General features: G+C 50.2%; 20 protein-coding genes. 4 read left to right on the top strand and 16 right to left on the bottom strand.

From position 1 onward, the window contains the following. The first annotated feature begins 24 nt into the window (after window positions 1–24). Together uptA and P404_RS0115405 are read left to right on the top strand one after the other, a co-directional pair. Window positions 25–618, top strand: a complete 594-nt coding sequence (gene uptA / locus P404_RS0115410; protein ID WP_026831240.1) for an undecaprenyl phosphate transporter UptA — start codon at window positions 25–27, stop codon at window positions 616–618. 58 nt (window positions 619–676) lie between these two features. Next, window positions 677–1,546, top strand: coding sequence for a hypothetical protein (locus P404_RS0115405; RefSeq protein WP_026831239.1), 870 nt, complete (start codon window positions 677–679; stop codon window positions 1,544–1,546). Between the two features lie 46 nt (window positions 1,547–1,592). On the opposite strand, the gene P404_RS0115400 is transcribed toward P404_RS0115405, so the two are convergent. The 3 genes from P404_RS0115400 to P404_RS0115390 all read right to left on the bottom strand — a co-directional run bounded on the left by P404_RS0115400 (window position 1,593) and on the right by P404_RS0115390 (window position 4,227). Beyond that, the gene (locus P404_RS0115400; RefSeq protein WP_014970174.1) at window positions 1,593–2,360 is read right to left on the bottom strand and encodes an ABC transporter permease; all 768 of its coding nucleotides are present in this window, start codon (window positions 2,358–2,360) and stop codon (window positions 1,593–1,595) included. 1 nt (window position 2,361) lies between these two features. Beyond that, window positions 2,362–3,279, bottom strand: coding sequence for a daunorubicin resistance protein DrrA family ABC transporter ATP-binding protein (locus P404_RS0115395; protein WP_026831238.1), 918 nt, complete (start codon window positions 3,277–3,279; stop codon window positions 2,362–2,364). 141 nt (window positions 3,280–3,420) lie between these two features. Beyond that, entirely contained in the window at window positions 3,421–4,227 is an 807-nt protein-coding gene (locus P404_RS0115390) for a transporter substrate-binding domain-containing protein (RefSeq protein WP_026831237.1), read from the bottom strand. A 206-nt stretch (window positions 4,228–4,433) separates the two neighbouring features. Between P404_RS0115390 and P404_RS0115385 the strand changes: the two genes are divergently transcribed. Beyond that, window positions 4,434–5,075, top strand: coding sequence for an SDR family oxidoreductase (locus tag P404_RS0115385; RefSeq protein WP_026831236.1), 642 nt, complete (start codon window positions 4,434–4,436; stop codon window positions 5,073–5,075). Window positions 5,076–5,119: 44 nt separating this feature from the next. Here P404_RS0115385 and P404_RS0115380 read toward each other — a convergent pair whose 3' ends face one another. From P404_RS0115380 to P404_RS0115365, 4 genes are all read right to left on the bottom strand, one after another. Beyond that, window positions 5,120–6,148 carry an ABC transporter permease gene (locus tag P404_RS0115380; RefSeq protein ID WP_026831235.1) on the bottom strand — a complete coding sequence of 343 codons (1,029 nt, stop codon included), beginning with the start codon at window positions 6,146–6,148 and terminating at the stop codon, window positions 5,120–5,122. A 72-nt stretch (window positions 6,149–6,220) separates the two neighbouring features. Continuing rightward, entirely contained in the window at window positions 6,221–6,643 is a 423-nt protein-coding gene (locus P404_RS0115375; RefSeq protein ID WP_026831234.1) for a MarR family winged helix-turn-helix transcriptional regulator, read from the bottom strand. 81 nt (window positions 6,644–6,724) lie between these two features. After that, window positions 6,725–7,063, bottom strand: coding sequence for a hypothetical protein (locus tag P404_RS0115370; RefSeq protein WP_034774587.1), 339 nt, complete (start codon window positions 7,061–7,063; stop codon window positions 6,725–6,727). Next, window positions 7,060–7,803, bottom strand: a complete 744-nt coding sequence (locus tag P404_RS0115365) for a nuclease-related domain-containing protein (RefSeq protein WP_236624425.1) — start codon at window positions 7,801–7,803, stop codon at window positions 7,060–7,062. The genes P404_RS0115370 and P404_RS0115365 overlap by 4 nt, the downstream gene beginning before the upstream one ends. A gap of 122 nt (window positions 7,804–7,925) precedes the next feature. Between P404_RS0115365 and P404_RS0115360 the strand changes: the two genes are divergently transcribed. After that, window positions 7,926–8,240, top strand: a complete 315-nt coding sequence (locus tag P404_RS0115360; protein WP_026831231.1) for a hypothetical protein — start codon at window positions 7,926–7,928, stop codon at window positions 8,238–8,240. 87 nt (window positions 8,241–8,327) lie between these two features. On the opposite strand, the gene P404_RS0115355 is transcribed toward P404_RS0115360, so the two are convergent. The 9 genes from P404_RS0115355 to P404_RS0115315 all read right to left on the bottom strand — a co-directional run bounded on the left by P404_RS0115355 (window position 8,328) and on the right by P404_RS0115315 (window position 17,122). After that, on the bottom strand, window positions 8,328–8,717 hold the full coding sequence (locus P404_RS0115355; RefSeq protein ID WP_026831230.1) for a thiol-disulfide oxidoreductase DCC family protein: 390 nt from the start codon (window positions 8,715–8,717) through the stop codon (window positions 8,328–8,330). 30 nt (window positions 8,718–8,747) lie between these two features. Beyond that, window positions 8,748–9,485: a Bax inhibitor-1/YccA family protein gene (locus P404_RS0115350; RefSeq protein ID WP_014970162.1), complete on the bottom strand. Its 738-nt coding sequence runs from the start codon at window positions 9,483–9,485 to the stop codon at window positions 8,748–8,750. Window positions 9,486–9,543: 58 nt separating this feature from the next. Then, window positions 9,544–10,335, bottom strand: a complete 792-nt coding sequence (locus P404_RS0115345) for an AAC(3) family N-acetyltransferase (RefSeq protein ID WP_026831229.1) — start codon at window positions 10,333–10,335, stop codon at window positions 9,544–9,546. Between the two features lie 10 nt (window positions 10,336–10,345). Continuing rightward, the gene (locus P404_RS0115340; RefSeq protein ID WP_026831228.1) at window positions 10,346–13,354 is read right to left on the bottom strand and encodes an AAA family ATPase; all 3,009 of its coding nucleotides are present in this window, start codon (window positions 13,352–13,354) and stop codon (window positions 10,346–10,348) included. Next, on the bottom strand, window positions 13,336–14,457 hold the full coding sequence (locus tag P404_RS0115335) for an exonuclease SbcCD subunit D (RefSeq protein WP_026831227.1): 1,122 nt from the start codon (window positions 14,455–14,457) through the stop codon (window positions 13,336–13,338). The genes P404_RS0115340 and P404_RS0115335 overlap by 19 nt, the downstream gene beginning before the upstream one ends. A 71-nt stretch (window positions 14,458–14,528) precedes the next feature. Continuing rightward, the gene (locus P404_RS17750; RefSeq protein ID WP_051590530.1) at window positions 14,529–14,729 is read right to left on the bottom strand and encodes a helix-hairpin-helix domain-containing protein; all 201 of its coding nucleotides are present in this window, start codon (window positions 14,727–14,729) and stop codon (window positions 14,529–14,531) included. A gap of 92 nt (window positions 14,730–14,821) precedes the next feature. Beyond that, window positions 14,822–15,217, bottom strand: a complete 396-nt coding sequence (locus P404_RS0115325) for a hypothetical protein (RefSeq protein ID WP_026831226.1) — start codon at window positions 15,215–15,217, stop codon at window positions 14,822–14,824. A 112-nt stretch (window positions 15,218–15,329) separates the two neighbouring features. After that, window positions 15,330–16,358 carry a ThiF family adenylyltransferase gene (locus P404_RS0115320; protein ID WP_026831225.1) on the bottom strand — a complete coding sequence of 343 codons (1,029 nt, stop codon included), beginning with the start codon at window positions 16,356–16,358 and terminating at the stop codon, window positions 15,330–15,332. After that, window positions 16,355–17,122, bottom strand: coding sequence for a thiazole synthase (locus P404_RS0115315; RefSeq protein ID WP_014970156.1), 768 nt, complete (start codon window positions 17,120–17,122; stop codon window positions 16,355–16,357). The genes P404_RS0115320 and P404_RS0115315 overlap by 4 nt, the downstream gene beginning before the upstream one ends.

Genomic DNA, 17,122 nt, shown 5'->3' with positions numbered 1-17,122 from the left:
AGTGAAGCAAAAGGAGTGTTCGATGTGTTATCTCAGGTTGTCAACAACGTCTTATTATATTTAGCCGACTTAGGGTATTTTGGGATTGCACTTGGTCTCATGATTGAAATCATTCCGAGCGAAATCGTTTTATCCTATGGTGGATTCATGATTTCCCAAGGAACGATCGGCTGGCCGCTTGCTGTCGTCGCCGCTGTCATTGGTGGTTTGTTTTCGCAATTATTTTTATATTGGTTTGCCCGTTACGGCGGTCGACCGTTGATCTTGAAATACGGGAAATACCTGTTGATTACGGAACACCACCTTGATCTCGCAGAACGCTGGTTCGTGAAGTACGGACAAGGTGTCATCTTTGGGGCCCGCTTTATCCCGGTCGTCCGTCACGCGATTTCGATCCCTGCTGGTCTTGCCAAGATGGATCAGACCAAATTCTCACTCTACACGATCCTAGCGATCATTCCCTGGTCGATCTTGTTTCTTTATCTCGGAGAGACGCTCGGAACGAACTGGCGCTCGATCAAAGAAGTCGCCGCTCCCTATACGAACGGGGTCTTGATCGCCGCCGTCGTCATGATCATTCTTTATGTAACGCTGAAAAAACGGCAGCGTACAACGTAATTCAAGTTTTGCAGTCTGTCCTCCGTGGCAGACTGTTTTTAAAAAGGAGCGACTTACCTTGGATACTTCCAACACATTAAAAATTCACCTCGACCGTGTCACGGCTTCTCAAGTGACGGGCAAGCACGTAGCGACCGGACTGACGATTTCAGGACAGATCATGATGATTGAACAGATTTACGATACAAAACGCCATCGTGATGTGCTACACGTCCACCGGCTGTTTGATCAGTGGCGGACGACAACGATCGTCGCGCAAGCAGAAACGGAGTTCAGTTATGTTGATGCGTTTTCAGACGGTCGGATCCTGCTTGTCGCCTCACGGTGTGACGATGATGTCGATGGATCGTGGTTACCGAATGCTTTCATTTATGATTCATCCGGTCATTTATTGGATCGTTTTTGTCTCGATGACGGCATTCAAAATGTCCATGTCGATGAAAAAGATCAGATTTGGGTCAGTTATTTTGACGAAGGCGTCTTTGCGGATGCCGCAACCAACTCGATCGGATCGTTTGGTTTAGCCGTCTTTGACGAACACGGTCAGGCTGTCTTTAAAAATAAGGATTATCCGATCGATGATTGTTATGCGTTAAACGTCTGTTCGTCAAACGATGCGTGGTTTTTCTACCATCCGGATTACCGGATCGTTCACCTTGAAAACGGGAAAGGTACCAGTTACGCCGCTCCTTTACGACAGTTTTCCGATTTCATCGTCCACGGCGAGCATTTGATTTCAACTGATAATGACAACACTTATCTATTGAAACGTGACGGCAATCGTTATGACGAGCAGGCCCGGATTCAATTTGAATCGGAAAAAGGAACGCCGCTTCAAGGGACGATCAAGATGCGTCAGGACCGGATCGTCCTGTCGACCGAGACACGTTTATATGCCGGAACGTTTAGTGACTTCATCGTTGAGTAAGAAAACAGCCGAACGCTCGCCAAATCATGGCGTGTCCGGCTGTTTTTTATTTTTTAAGCGCTCCTCTAGCATTCATTGCCGCAAATACGACCATCGCGATACTGAGCACGGCCGCGACGATTACACCTTGCGTATAGACACTCCAGTCGATTGCGTCACGTAACAAAACTGCCCGCATTCCTTCCATGATATAGGTCGTCGGATTGAGCGTCGCCGCAACCTTCAGCCATTCGGCTTCGATCAGTTCCTTGGGGACGAATGTCGTCGATAAGAAAATCAACGGGAAAAATAATAACGTCCCCGCTTGTGCTGCCTGTGCGTTCCGGGTTTTCAAGGCGACACCGACCGAGTACCCGGCGAATGCGAGACCAAAGCCAAGCGCCAGAACGATCGTCAGGAAGAAACCGGCCGCTCCTGCCGGGATCGACAGACCAAGTAAAAACCCCATTCCGAAGATCAACAACGTCTGAACAAACAATTGCAACATGCCGGCAAGCATCGGTCCGAGGACAATCGCCGTCCGAGAGACCGGTGTCAGCAAGAGCCTTGCGAAATAACCACTTTCGATATCCTTGACAAGAGCTTGACCGGCTCCCCCCGCACCACCCACCGCACCGGAAACGATCGAGACCGGTAAGATGAAGTTCAGGTAGTCGACCCCGCCGAACTGAGGCAGACTGGAGATGCCGGATAATCCGCTCGTATAAACGAGTAAAAAGAAGACGCTGATGATCAAGTTCGGGATGAATGAAAACGGATTCCGTAACGTTACGAGTAAACTGCGTCGTGTCAAAATCATCGTCTCGCGCCACATCTCACTTCTCCTCCTTATAGGCTTGACCGGTCAGTTGGATGAAGACATCGTCGAGCGACGGTTGCTTGACGACGAGCGAGCGTGCCGTCAACTGATGTTCATCCAGGTAACGGACAACTTGTTTCAGCGTTTCCGTCCCCTCTGACGGAAGCAGAATCATTCCTTTTTCGAGTCGTCCGGCAAACGCCTGTCTAAACGCTTCCGTCGCTCGGTCGTCTTCGAGCACGACCTCAATCCGTTCTGCCCCATTCATCGCCTTCAGTTCCGTCGCCGTCCCTTCGGCAATCAATTTCCCTTCATTGATGATCGCAATCCGGTCTGCCAACTGATCGGCTTCTTCCAAGTATTGTGTCGTCAAAAAAATCGTCGTCCCGTATTCTTCGTTCAAGCGCCGGACCTCCGTCCAGATTTGTTGCCGGCTCGCCGGGTCAAGTCCCGTCGTCGGTTCGTCCAAAAAGAGGACAGCCGGTTGATGGACAAGCGTCAACGCCAAATCAAGACGCCGTTTCATCCCGCCGGAATACTTACCGGCTCGACGATTGCCGTCGTTTGATAACCCGACCAATTCCAACAGTTCGGTTGCCCGAGTCGTCGCCTTGGCTTGCGAAAACCCAAATAATTTCCCTTGCAGGACAAGCAATTCTCGTCCGGTTAAATCATTGTCGATGCCCGTCTCCTGCAGCGCGACACCGATTTGGAGACGGACATTTTTTTGATCCCGTTGTATGTCATACTCATTAATCGTCGCGTGACCGGACGAAACAGAAATCAAGGTCGTCAACATCTGAACCATCGTCGACTTCCCGGCACCGTTTGGCCCTAAAAAGGCAAAAATCTCACCTTTTTTCACCTGAAACGAAATCTGATCCACGACTTTTTTCCCGTTGTATTCCTTCGTCAACTGCTCTACCTGGATCACGGTCACCCTTCCTTTCTGCTAGAGAGATCGGTTCGATACTTAAGCGACTACATTACCTTTACCCCTTTTTAGACATTTGTACAAAAAAAGAGCAAACCCACTTTCGGATTCGCTCGGCTCATACTAGGTTAGAGACATCGGTCACGACGCAACCTTCCATTTTTCTTTTAATTCTTGAATACGTTCGCTTCCTTCATATGAATTCATCCAGAGGTTCATCACATCGATCACTTCCGTTTGACGATCCTGGACGAGATAACTTTTTTCGGCTGGAATCCACTTTTCACTAATCTTCGGAGCACCTAACCGCGTGTCCAAAGACGCATAATAAATCGCTTCGACGGTATCGGTGATCATGACATCGACCTCCCCCGTCGCAACAGCTGCCGGGATGGTAAGATTGTCCGCATACATGACGATATTCGCCTGATCAAACGTCTGCCGGACGAATTGTTCATTTGTCCCGCCCGGATTCAAGCCAATCGTCACATCCGGACGATTGATCGTTTCGATTGAGGTCAGACGGTGTTTGTCTTCTAAACGGACGAGCGGCGTTTTTTGGAACGACAAGTAACTTTTCGTGAAGTCGCCGACGATTTCGCGTTCGATGTTTTTCGTGACGCCACCGACGACCATATGGAACCGCCCTGCCCGTAAGTCACGTGTCAATGTCGCCCAGGTCGTCGGGACGAACTCGACTTCAAGTCCGGCCGTCTTCGCGAACGAGCGGATGACTTCAATATCGAATCCTTCGTACTCATTCGTCTGACGGTTCAAGTACGTAAACGGTTTATAATCACCCGTCGTCCCGACAACGATCTTCTTCGTCGTGAAGACGTTTTGTTTACTGACTCCAAGCGTATCCGGCAAATCCTTCAGCTTCGTCACTGCGAGCAGGCTCGAAAGCAACAGTCCTCCACCAAGCGCCAATCCTTGTCGTTTATTCACTCCACTCGCATCCTCTCTCTGTCTCACGCTGTTTTCTGTATAATACTCAAAACAGTATCATATTCTTTTATCTTATCCAAGAGTTTTTTGATTATTTCGGCAGTTCTTACCTTTCATGTCCAATTGTCAAGCCCTCTTGATTGCAGGAAGCAACTACTTTCTTCCATACTGGTAAAGAACGAATCAACGAATGGGAGGAATGGAAGATGAGTAACGTATTCATTATTGGAGCAAACGGAAAAGTCGGTCGTCAGGTGGCGAAGCAATTGAGTGGATCCATCCATGATGTCCGTGTCGGCTTGCGCTCGCCCGAACAATTCGCAGATTTCGAAGCGCTTGGCGCAACACCGATCCTACTCGACCTGGAACAGGACGTCTCAGCCCTTACAGATGCCATCAATGGGAGTGACGTCATCATCTTCACGGCTGGATCGGGTGGACATACCGGTGCCGATAAAACGATTTTGATCGATTTAGACGGAGCAGCGAAATCAATCGCAGCAGCTGAACAAGTCCAGGCGAAACAATTCATCATGGTCAGTGCCTTGAACGCCGACTCACCGGAAACATGGTCAGACAGCATGAAACCATATTATGTCGCGAAACATTATGCCGACCGTCTGCTTCGGGACAGCTCGCTTGCCTATACGATCTTACGTCCGGGTGGTTTGACCGATGACGCTGGAACAGGTGCCGTCACGACAGACCCGGCTTCAACGGACAAGACGACGATCGCACGCGTCGATGTCGCTCGTGTCGTCATTGCATCGATTGAACAGGAATCTGCGTACCGTCAAACGATTCCCCTGCTCGAAGGAACGACACCGATTGCCGATATTTTTGCTTAATATGAAAAATGAGCTCAATCCAAATGGATCGAGCTCGTTTTTGGTTACGATGCTTGTTTTACTTCAATGATATGGGCCTGCTCCCGGCGTAGCGCAGTCAGAATCAAGGTAACAGCAACTGTGATCAGCAAGATGACCGTCAGGCGGACGACAAAGGACGAGATATCGCCATTAAAGTAAATCAACCGGGTCAATCCGGCGACTGCATTCGGGACTGGCAGATAGTGTCCGATTGTCTGATAGAACGGGGCCAGCATCGATGGCGGGACGATGTTTCCTGCCGTCATCAACTGAAACGGAATCAAGGCGACATTGACGAGGGGCGCAATCGGACCGAAAATCGTGAAGTTCATCTGGGTGACACCGATACAGGCTGCCGTCAACAACAGTTGGAAGGCCCATACCTTGATAAAGGACGCTTCGATGTCAGAAAACGCAAAGGCAAGCGACACCATCACAAGCGGGACGACCAAAAGCACGATGCCGTGCAACAGTTGTTTACTCCAAAAGAGCGACCACTTCGAATGCTGGTTTTTTAGAATCTGTATCACGAGGTTAAACTGGATCCCCATCGTCATGACGGCGATGTAGATGACGAATCCCAACAGAATCGGTAACATCGATGTCGAAAAATCAGATACTTGATGCTCGACGATGACGTCAGACGTAATCACGGGTTTTCCATTTAACATCTGGCTGATCTCAGACGTCGCCTGTTTAAGAATGCCGTTCGCGAACTCGGCATTTGCCTGATTAACATGGAACGTCAATTTCTTTTGATCCGCTAAGTCGGCAACGAGGACCATCTCGACTTTTCCTGCATCGAGTTGTTTCAGCCCTTCTGTTTCCGACGAGACGGATTTGGCGGTAAAGGGACTTTCCTTTTGCAGGTTTTCATACAAACCGGCCGTCGAACTTTCCTTGACGACGGCGACACGTAATTGGTCGAGGCGCTCAGTTGCCCCTTGGTACCCCGTCATCCAGACGACGAGAAATAAAGTCGGGACGATCAAGGCAAACATCAACCCGACTTTCGTTTGGGTGATTGAAAAAACATCTTTAAAGGTCTTCATGTGTTTTGCTCCTTTTTATATGCATTACTTATAATAGCACGTGCAACTATTTACTTAAAAAAGAGAAACCACTTACGTCACGTTTTTGTGAATGGTTTCAAGTGTTTTGATAAAATGTTTGATTTCTTTTTTGGAGAGACCGGAAAAAGCTTGTTGCTGCAGTTCACCGAGCGTCGGTTCCAACATTCGGATGACCTCTGCCCCTGCTTTTGTCGTCAGTAGGATGAACGCCCGCCGGTCCCGTGGATCAGCAGAACGGATGACAAGTTCCTTCTTCACCAGTTTATCCAGGATCTTTCCGACCGTCGTCTGATCCCGTTCCGTGAACAGGGCCAACTGCTTTTGCGAGATTCCTTCTTGCTTATGAAGTTCACTCAAAACCGAAAACTGTTCCGGTGTCAGATCGTGTTCTGCCATCCGTTTCGTCGCGGCACGCTTGAAGGAATGATAGCTGCGTGACAGTTGCATACCAAGTGACCAATCTGCCTCTTTCACTTGAACTCCCCACTTTCGAAATAAATAGTTGCACTACTTATTATTTCAACTTATTTACTATATGCCGGATGAGGTGGTTTGTCAAACGGATAAGTGATTCTCTCTCCGTTTGTCGTTATAGACAGCATTGCGGTCTTTCAACCGTTGCATTGCAGCCATGACTTTATCAAAATCGGATAGATCGTTCGGTGTATTCGGAGTCGTCAAGATATGGGCTACTCTACGATAAGCAATGGTTTTTCCGTATCCCATCAATACATAGACAGCACGGTTATATTGTTGAATTTCTTGCCAATCTACATCACCATACACAACACGATAATAAGCATCTTCACTATGCTGTGGTGCAGGAATATCAATATAATCGATTGGGGTTTGATGAATGGCCATAATTTCACTTCCATCTCTAATTTTTTTCACGACGAAAACGATTTAATCGCTTCGATATGCGCGTCCTTGACCTGTTGATCGACTTGAGATTGCTGTTTGAGTTGCTCGTAGACCGAATCAACTTGCATTGATGTCAAACGTTTGACTGTCGCCAGCCGCTTGATCGTACGACGTAAATCGTTTCGTTTGATGACGTGGACATGACTGGAATCAATCGTAATCTTTTTCAGTTCACACCGTTCACTGAAGACGATGACAGATTGAAAGACATTGTCTTCCACTGTTTTGGCTAAAAACTGTTCCATGCTTTTGAGGTGTTGCTCGTTTTGTTTGATCGGGTTGTAAAACCGTTGCTTGTAGCGGTTTTTAAACATTTGTGTCCACTGCCGGTCGGCTTCTTTTCCAAAAATCCAACCACTGTAGTTTTTCGACTCTAAGACGTAGATGCCGCTTTCGTGAATAAACGTGATATCGATTTCCGTTAGACCCTTCCCCCGTACTTTTGGTAAATAGGTGTTCATGACAAACTTCCCGTAGCCCTCGACTTTTTCAAGCTGACGCGTCGTCAAGTATTCTCCCCAAATGCCTTTGTCGCGGACGGCTTTCAGGAAACCTTCCTGCGTGACTTGCTTGTATGTACTTTTTTCAAACGATCGTCGCCGGAAATAAAACAAACTTCCGAGCGTGACGATGAATCCAACAATTAGGATACTTCCGATGAGAAGTAATGTTGGAATCAGTGCAGCTAACAGTTCTTCCACTAATTTCATTCCTTTCTTTATGTAACCCTTAATTTTCCACTATCCTAGAATAAACGGAATTCTTTAGGATTTCCACTAATTGTTACAGAGTACATGCTGTGGTACGGTAAGAAAAAGGAGGGTTTTTGATAATGGACTCATTTTTTTCCACATGGTTGCCCTTGATCCTGCTAATCATCGTTTGGCAATCCGTTTCCCAGCAACTCGCAAAACTTCGCATGACACAACAGCAAACACTACGTGAACTGACACGTATTCAAGAACATCTCGGCATGACTGATGCCGAAAGCAGTCACAGCCTACTGAATGAACAGATTGAGCAACTTCTGTCTGACCATGAGACGGTGGAAGCGATTAAACTGGTTCGGGGTACTCTCGGGTATCCATTACTTGAAGCAAAACAATATGTCGATGCGATCAAAGAGACATCGTCGGACAGAAGCTGAACGAACAACAGGCAAGTCTTCCGAGAGGAGGACTTGCCTGTTGTTTTGTTCATCGAACGGGTTTTAATTACGTCTCTATCCGTGACTTTAATCGTGAAACCGTGCCCATGTCTTTAGATCCGGTAACAAACATTGCTGTTTTTGTCCGAACCATTCATGCCGGTGCTTGGCTATGAAATCATACACGACATCTCGTAACGGTCGTGGCATCCATCGAAAACCTGACAGAAGCGGCCAAGCACTGTTTAAATGCTTGGTAATCCGAAGCGCCGCATCCGATCTGACGTACGGCACTCCCTGTTCAATCACGACGACACTATTTAAATCCGTCGACAACCGGTGTTTTTGAATCATCTGTTGACCAATTGTTCCTTGCAGCGACGCAAAGTCATAATAACCTTGATCGCGTTTTAGGATGAACTGGACACTGGCATCACACAAATTGCAGTCCCCATCAAATAAAATCAGTGGTTTCATTGATATTTACTCCTCACAGATCAACCGGGATCAATCACGCGCTGCCAAACGGTATAGTAAATCAAGCATTTCGATGTACAGCCAGATGATCGTGACGATCAATCCGAACGCTGCGACCCACTCCATCGATTTTGGTGCCCGCGCCTCGACTTGTCGGGCGATGAAATCAAAGTCCATCACAAGTGAGAGTGAGGCGACGATGACGATGACGAACTGGATCCCGATTGCAAGCGGCGAGCTGCCCGTCATGAACGGTAAGCTGATGCCGAACAACGTCAAGAGTAAGTTAACCCCGTACAGGACGAGAATCGACAGGATAGCAGCCGTGACGGCCGAACGGAACCGTTGCGTCACTTTGATCATGCCCGTCGAATAGACGAACCACATCGCAAACGAGACGACGAATGTCGCGAGGACCGCTTTCCCGACTAACCCTGGGTACATGCTTTCAAACATCAACGAAATCGCTCCGACGGCGACCCCTTCGACAATCGCGTAGACCGGTGAAAGAACCGGTGCTGTCCGTGGTTTAAACGTGATGATCAGGGCGAGAATCAAGCCGAGGACGACGCCACCAATCAAGGCGGGGACTAAAAATTGCGGATTCGCAGCTAAGAAGAACCACGTTCCACCGGCTGCTGCCGTGACGAGGGCAAGTAAGAGGAAAATCTTACTCATCGTCCCTGCTTTTGTCATCGGTCGTTCACCAGCGCGCGCCGTCTCAAAACCACGGCGCAAGGCAGGATTAACTTTGAATCGTGTTGCCATCTTGCGTTCACTCCTTCTGTTTTTGTATTTCTTAATACGGTTGTTTCCCGGAAAAGTTTCAGCTTAACCAACTATTTAAGGCATTCAGCTGAAACATGACGACGGGAATCGATTCCTTTGCCGAGACGAGGTGCGATGTCGCTTGTCCGACTTTGCCTATCGTCACGAATGTCTCATCCGTCAATCCTTCACCGATCGGTCCAAACGGATCACTGTCGATCATCCGGTGACGGTACGTGATGAAGACCTCTTGACCGGCTTGATTGACTCTACAGCCCGACTCTTCATCCGGGCGGACAATCCCGTATTCGGCATAATGCCAAACGGTTGTCGCATCCCACGGTGAACCGAGATGAAGAATCTGACCGTCCGCTTCGATGAACTTCTCAAGCGGTGAACCCGGACCAAATCCATTTTCAATCGTATGTCCGGCAACGAATGACGCTGCGTCTTTGCCCCACGCCGTAACCGACCACATCGGATGCTCACTGCGTTTGACGTCCGGGAATGTCCGAAACAGTTCCGGTACTTTCCCGATTCCGCGCGTCGGCGTCTTGGCCGGATCGTACGCCGGCATTTCCTGACGGATCGTCTCCCACCAGTCTTCCGGTACGGCGGGACGACTCCAGTTTTTCGGGTCTGAATTATCGGTGCTTTGTGCCGCCATCATGATCAGACCGTCTGCTGTGACGACCTCTTGCAACGCTTCGATGATCGATTGTGCGCCGCCCGGAATCCAACCGATTTCCTTCATCGAGCTGTGGACAAATACTTTCATTCCTGCCGTCACGCCGAGCTGTTTTAAATCAGCGATCAACATCGATTTCGTTACCATTTGTTTGGTTTCCATCTTACACCCCTCACTCGACGACAAGGCGAATCGTCGATCCTGTTTTACCTTGCGTGACTTCAATTTTCGCATCGACCCGCGATTTTAGTTCCTGGACGTGGCTGATGATTCCGACCATCCGACCGCTTGCCTGAATCGATAACAATGTTTCGATCGCCTGTTCAAGCGATTCCGGGTCAAGTGTACCAAACCCTTCATCGATGAACATCGTTTCAAGCGACACGCCGCCGCTTGCTTCCTGCACGACTTCCGACAGACCAAGCGCCAAGGCGAGTGAGGCCTTGAAACTTTCCCCGCCGGACAACGTCTTGACGTGCCGTGTCTGCGACGTATAGGCATCAAAGACGTTTAAATCGAGTCCGTACTTTTTCAAGCCCTTTCCGGCTTCCGTCTTCCGTTCAAGCAGGAAACGGCCCGACGTCATTCCGTGCAGATGCCGGTTCGCGGCTTGCAGGATCTCATCGAAATAGGCGGTTTGGACATACGTCTCAAACGTCATCCGTTGTGCATTTTCTCCGACCCCGACCCGTGCCAGCTCACCGATGATGCCGTACCGTGCATCTTCTTCCTCGATTTGCTGTTGTAGGTTCGACCAGGCATCGACCAATTGTTTGACGTGGAGCCGTTCTTTTTCGACACCGATTCGCTGGTCCGTCGCTTCGGTCAGTTCGGTTTCCGCCTGCCCGACAGACAGTCGGATCGTCGCTAAGTCCGGTCGGTCCTGCGCTTTTATGATCTGACGGATTCGCTCCAGTCCCGTCTCGACGTCCTGCCGTTTCCGCCGGTCGGCTTCCAGACGTTCCGCCAATTGCGCAATGTCTTGCCGCGTCATCCGCGCCTGTTCAAACTGTTCGATCGTCGCAAACCGTTCTTCTTGCAGGCTACGCTCAAACAATTCTTTCGCTTCCGTCCACTTCGATGTACGCTCCGTCAAGTCTGTTTTGATGTGCTCCAACCGATCGCGCCGCACCGCGACGTCTTGATCCAGTTGTTTTTTCTGATTGTGCGCTTCCGTCCGTGCTTCTTCAAACGACGCCAACCGTTTGCTTAACGTCTGCTGTTCCGTCTCTAATTCCCGGCGCGACGGAGCATCCGGATTCCGGGTCAACGTACCTTCGAGCCGTGCCAGTTCCAGCTGCAGTTTCGACTGACGATCTGTCTCTTCCTCGATCTGACGGTCCAACCGTTCCAGTACCTTCTCGATCGTCCGTACTTGTTGCTCGAGCTGTTGTTTTTGTTCCTGTTGCCGTTGCAATTCGGTTTCCTGAGCCTGCAAGGACTCGATTTCTGTCCGGATCGTCGTCAGATTGGTCGGAAGCTCCTTGCCTTGACCAAGCGTCGTGATGTCGTGTTCGAGTTGTCGTTTACGTTCCGCGACCGTCCGGTAGGTTGCCTGCAGTTCCTGATGCGCCGTCTGAGCTTTTAAGTAGACGTGGTGTAAGGCCTCGACATCAAGTGGTTCTGTTTTGACCGCAAGTTGCGGATGTGACGTACTTCCACAGACCGGGCAAGCGTCTCCGTCATGCAGATGCGCCGCCAGTTCTGCGGCCAGTTGACGGCGTTCGTTTTGCCGCCCTGTCGTATAGGCAAGTTCCGCCTGCTCTTTTTCCTGTTTGACCCGCGTTCCCTGTTCGATCAACCGAAGCCGTTCCGCTTCGTTTCGTTGCCATTCCTGCTGTTTTTGCTCAGCAGTCTGTAAGAGGAAACGCCGTTCCTGAATCGTCAGGCGGTTGCTCGACTCGTCCGTCATCGCGCCGACTCTTGTTTGAAGTGTCGTCCGTTCACTGCGCTTCTGATCACGTTCCTTGCGTAACGCTTCAGGATTCAGCTCAGCAATCGCCCGGGTTAACTGCTGTTGTTGTTTTAACAGCTGTTCTTGATCCTGCAACCGCTGTAATTCTTCTTCGATTTGCTCTAAGCGACGCATCACCTCACGCATTTCCGGTTCCTCTGCCGACAACCGATCGACGTCTTGATTCACCTGATCGAGCCGATGCAACAATTGCTCCAGTTCTGTCGAGACGTGTTGTTTCGTAGCCGTCAACTGCTGGACCGTTTGCTGTTCCGATTGAAACGTCTCGAAAACTCCACTGATTGCCGCCGCCCGCGTCGCCGCGTCGTACCGTTCCGTCTGACGTTTCATATCCGGCAATGTCACCGCGAGTTGTTGTTCGAGTCGCAACAACTGATCATACTCACGGAACGTCTGTTCAAGTTGTTCCGCCTGACGCAAACGTTCTACCAGCTGTTGAACCGATTGACGGACAGTCTGTTCCACCGTTTTCGTCTGTTCGATTTTCTCATCAAGTGATGTGAGTAACTGATCCGTCTGATGCCGGATTGTCGTTTCCGTCGCCTCTGCCCAGTTCAGCTCAAGCGGCAGTTCTTCAAGTTTCGACAACTGCTTCGTCTTCGTTTCTTTGATGGCTGCTGCGAGATCCAGCGCTTTGCGGTGCAAACGTTGTTGGAACTCACCATACTGTTCCGTCTTGAACAGTTGCTTCAAAATCTGGAGCTTGTCTTTTGACTCTGCCATCAACAGTTCCCGGAATTTATTTTGCGGCAACAAGAGAATTTGCGAAAACTGTTTATGGTCCAGTTGCAATAACTCCTGGACCTGTTGGCGGATTTCCGGAATCTTTAAGGCGAGTGGTTTCCATGCTTCTCCATCGTGTCGTGCCAGTTCCGCTTCGTGTCCATAATCCGTCTTATTGACCGGATGGGGTTGACTCGGTTGGCGGATGATCCGGTACCGCTCGCCTTTTAAGAGGAACTCCAGTTCGACTTCCGTCTTTTGGTCCGGTTTTGCGAAATGACTGCGCAAATCGCTCATTTCCCGTTCACCGCCGGACGTCTCCCCGTACAACGCAAACGTCAATGCATCAAAGATCGTCGTTTTACCGGCTCCGGTATTGCCGGAGATGACAAACATCGTTCGACCGGCGAGTTGACGGAAATCAATCGTCTCTTCGTCCGCAAACGGTCCGAAAGCACGTAACGTTAATCGTTCTGGACGCATGCTGCTTCCTCCTCTAAAACGGTCTGCATCGCATCCGTTGGTTGTTTTTCGCGGACGGCTTCATAAAATTCACTGAACAAATCCGTAATCGTCGCCGCCTGGACCTGATCACGTGAGGCTTGCACAGCGCGTGTACTTTCGCGTGTAAAACCGGTTCGCTCCAGATGCAAGATGTTCGGATAGATTTTTTTCAGTTTCCCCATCGGATCAATCAAGGCTTCTGCGTCCGTCAGGTTGATTTTGATGTAATCGTCCGTCGTTTGTGTCGTGACAAACGCCGGGTCCGTCAGTTCAGCAAGGTTCCCGGTCAGTTCCCGTAAATCCCGTTTGGCTGCCAACGGCTCGAACCGGCGATCAAATGTCCCGGTCTCGTTGAGCGTCAGGATATCGACACCTTTGAGATGATTCGCTTCCGAAAACGAGTATTTCAGCAATGAGCCGCTGTAGCGGATCGTCTCCGAGCGAATCGCCAGTGGATTATGCAAATGACCAAGCGCCGTATACGTAAACGGTGCAAAGGCACTAGCACTGACTTGCCCGGCCGTCCCGACCGACAGTTGCCGTTCCGAGTCCGTTTCGAGTCCACCGATTACAAACGCATGACCGACGAGGACACTTGGTCCTTCGATCGGCATCGACTCGATGATTTTTCGCATCGCTTCATCGTGCGTCCGGATCGATTCATCCTGGTAGACATAACGTACAGTGGCAGGATCCGCGAACGGGACCGGATAGAACCGAACGCCTTGGATCGTGATCGGCTCGATTGCCGGCGTTAATTTCCCTGCCAGATGAAGCCCCGCCCGTTGTAACATCGTCGTTCCGAAACTCAGCCGTTCAGCCGAGTCATGATTGCCGCTGATCGCGATGATCGGGATGTTTCGTTCGAGGACGATCTCGGCAAAGGTCTGGTCCAACAATTCGACAGCTTCCGTCGGCGGGACGGCACGGTCATATAAATCACCGGCGATAACGACGGCATCGGGCTGTTCCCGGTCAATCAGTTGTAACAATTCCTGCAGGACGAAACGTTGATTTTCAAGCATCGATTCGCCATGAACGATTTTTCCTAAGTGCCAATCGGCAGTATGAATCCATTTCACCTGTATCACGCTCACTTTTCCTCTATAATATCCTTATTTTAGCATGACTTGGAACGGTTCTGCCGGACGATTCATTTCTTAAAGGTCAGTCCTTGCTCCGCTAACGCTTGTTTAAGCTTCGGCATCGAAGAAGGACCAATGCCGTGCCATCTTCGAACCTCTTGTTCCGAGTGCGTCGCGAGGAGGACGAGCGACGTGACACCATGCTCTGCCAGGGCGCGTTTCGCCGGCTGACCAAGCATGGAAAAGACCTCCTGCTGTTTTTTCTCCATGTAGTTCCCCTCCTTTTGCTGGATACGACAAAAAAACCGTCACCCTATTGAGTAAGGTGACGGTCTTTCGTGATCCTGCTAACAGTTAGTTGTTAGTGCGTCTGACGCTTTTTACGAAATCGCTTCACCGAGGTGAAGATCGATACGGATCCTCCGATGATTGCACCGACGACGATCCCAGTCGTGAATTTACCACCGGAATGTGAATGTTTCGCAGCACCTGATCCAGTTTTTGTTATATGCTCTTCCTGTTTCTGCTCGAATAACTGTTGGAGAGGGGAGGATGTAGGCTCGACTTCGACGATCCGGTCAACTTCTTGCTGACGGTCTTCCCGACGTTCGACGCTGCAAGGTGACAGATAAAATGGATTCAGATTCGTCCGATATCGGTCTGGATTCCAATTCGCTTGCTGAACAGCATCAGCTGCATGGTCTGTCCGCTTCGTCTGATCCAATGACTGGATCGATTGATCGAATTCTTGTTTCATCGTAATCACTCCTCTTCACAATTCAAATCGTTCCAAATAAAGCTCCGACTTACGTCTGAAGTCTTATTTACCTCTTTTTCAAACATCTAAAACATGTATTCAAAAAAATGTTTTACTTTTTTGTGAACGCTTTCGTGAAATACGTCTCGTATACCTGCTTTGCCTGTTCAACATCCGGTTCCCCATGAATCAAGATCCGCCCGTCTGCAAAGGCGACAATCCGGTTCTGTTCCGTTTCGAACATCAGTAAATACGGGTTCCGTTGACTTTTAATCCCACGTGCCACCATCTCGTTTTCAAGCCGGACCAAATCCCGTTTCCCTTCTCCCCGGACTTGAACGGTATCCCGACCGCACAACGTCACGAATTGGAGCGGCGTTCCGTTGAGATAAGGATAGACGGCAGCGTCACCGCACGAAGGACATGTCGTTTGCTTTAAGGACGTGACATCGATCTGGCTCTGCTGATTCGTCCAAAGATCAAACGACAGCAACGTCTGACGTAGTACCGGTTTCGCACCCGTCAACAGTTTCAATGCTTCCGTCACTTGATGCGAGGCGACCAGTTGGACGGCCGGACTGATGATGCCCCGAGTATCACACGTATCCTGTTGCTTCGGCAGGTGATTCAGCAAACAATGCAGACAAGGCGTTTCCTTCGGCAAAACGGTGTATGTCATGCCGTAACTGGCGACACATGCCCCGTAAATCCAGGGAATTCCCTGCCTCGCCGCCGCATCGTTGATCAGCAGCCGGATTGAAAAATTATCGGTTCCATCGATGATCAAATCCATTCCGGCGATGAGCGCTTCAATCGTCTCAGCCGTCACATCCATGACCACCGGCTGAATCGTCACCGTCGCATTCACTTGACGCAAACGCCGTTGCGCCGCGATGACTTTCGGAAGTCGTTCTTCTGCATCCTGTTCCGTATACAACTGTTGCCGTTGCAGGTTACTCCACTCAACATAATCCCGGTCGACGAGTGTGACGTGTCCGACACCGGCTCGGACGAGTTGTTCCGCCCCCGCCGTCCCGAGCGCACCGAGACCGATGATGACGACGCGGCGCTCAGCCAGTTGATTTTGTCCACCTTGGCCGATCGGACGGAAGCGGATTTGGCGACTGTACCGGTCTGTCATGGGCGGCTGATTCCAGTCGTCGGACTGCTTGCTGTCGCATACCGTTTTTTCTCGATCCGCCCCGCTTCAAAACCAAGACGCCCGGCTTCGATCGCCAGTTTCATCGCTTGCGCCATTTTGACCGGATCGGTGGCATGGGCGACCGCAGAATTCAACAAGACACCATCAGCACCAAGCTCCATCGCGTAAGCCGCATCGGCCGGTGAACCAATTCCCGCGTCGACGATGACCGGGACCGTCATTTGTTCGATGATGAAACTGAGCGCGAGCGGGTTCAGAATTCCCTGTCCCGAACCAATCGGTGACGCTGCCGGCATGATGGCGTGACAGCCCAGTTCCTCGAGCCGACGGGCGAGCAACAAATCATCCGATGTATACGGCAAGACGATGAAACCGTCCTTGATTAATTCCTCTGCCGCCCGTAAGGTTTCGATCGGATCCGGCAATAATGTCTTGTCGCAACCGATCACCTCGACCTTGACCATGTCACACATGCCGGATGCCCGGGCGAGCCTTGCCAGCCGGACGGCTTCTTCCGCCGTTTTTGCGCCCGCCGTGTTCGGCAACAGGTCATAGCGACTTAAGTCGAGTGCCGCAAGTGGATTCGTCTGTTCCTTCGCAAAGACGTCAAAACGCCGGACGGAAAACGTTAAAATGTTCGTTTCCGATGCTTCGACCGCTTGTTGTTGCGTCTCAGCGTCCGGGTATTTTCCCGTTCCGAGTAATAATCGTGATGCAAATGTTTTTCCGCCAATTTCTAACAT

The organism is Exiguobacterium antarcticum DSM 14480 (assembly GCF_000685865.1).
GTDB classification, from domain to species: domain Bacteria; phylum Bacillota; class Bacilli; order Exiguobacteriales; family Exiguobacteriaceae; genus Exiguobacterium_A; species Exiguobacterium_A antarcticum.
This window is presented reverse-complemented; position numbering and strand designations above follow the sequence as displayed.